Origin of the sequence: Aquirufa nivalisilvae (assembly GCF_004307455.1) — a bacterium.
GTDB classification, from domain to species: domain Bacteria; phylum Bacteroidota; class Bacteroidia; order Cytophagales; family Spirosomataceae; genus Aquirufa; species Aquirufa nivalisilvae.
Genome location: NZ_SEWX01000033.1, coordinates 1 through 255, shown reverse-complemented (window position 1 = coordinate 255; position 255 = coordinate 1). Strand labels below are relative to the sequence as shown.

1 protein-coding gene is annotated in these 255 nt (G+C 42.0%); it reads left to right on the top strand.

The window, feature by feature from the left end:
- Positions 1 to 21: 21 nt before the first annotated feature.
- Positions 22 to 255: hypothetical protein (locus EWU22_RS13405; protein WP_231962915.1), on the top strand; the 234-nt coding region annotated here is incomplete at its 3' end.

Below are 255 nucleotides of genomic sequence, written 5' to 3'. Positions count from 1 at the left end.
GCGAATAGTTCAAGTAGCCCAGTGACAGTAGCGACAGCGAATGGTATAGACTTTGGTACATCTACGAGTATTGTATTTACGAATGGTGTGGCTACAGCTTCCGTAGTTTTATACAAAGCAGAAAGTGTATTATTAACAGCGAGTGATGGAACGATTAATGCTACAGGAAATTCACATGAATTAGCCGTATCGGTATTACCATCAAGCTTCAGCAAATTAGCTGTAAGCTTGGCGAGCCCACAAGTGAATGGTGCA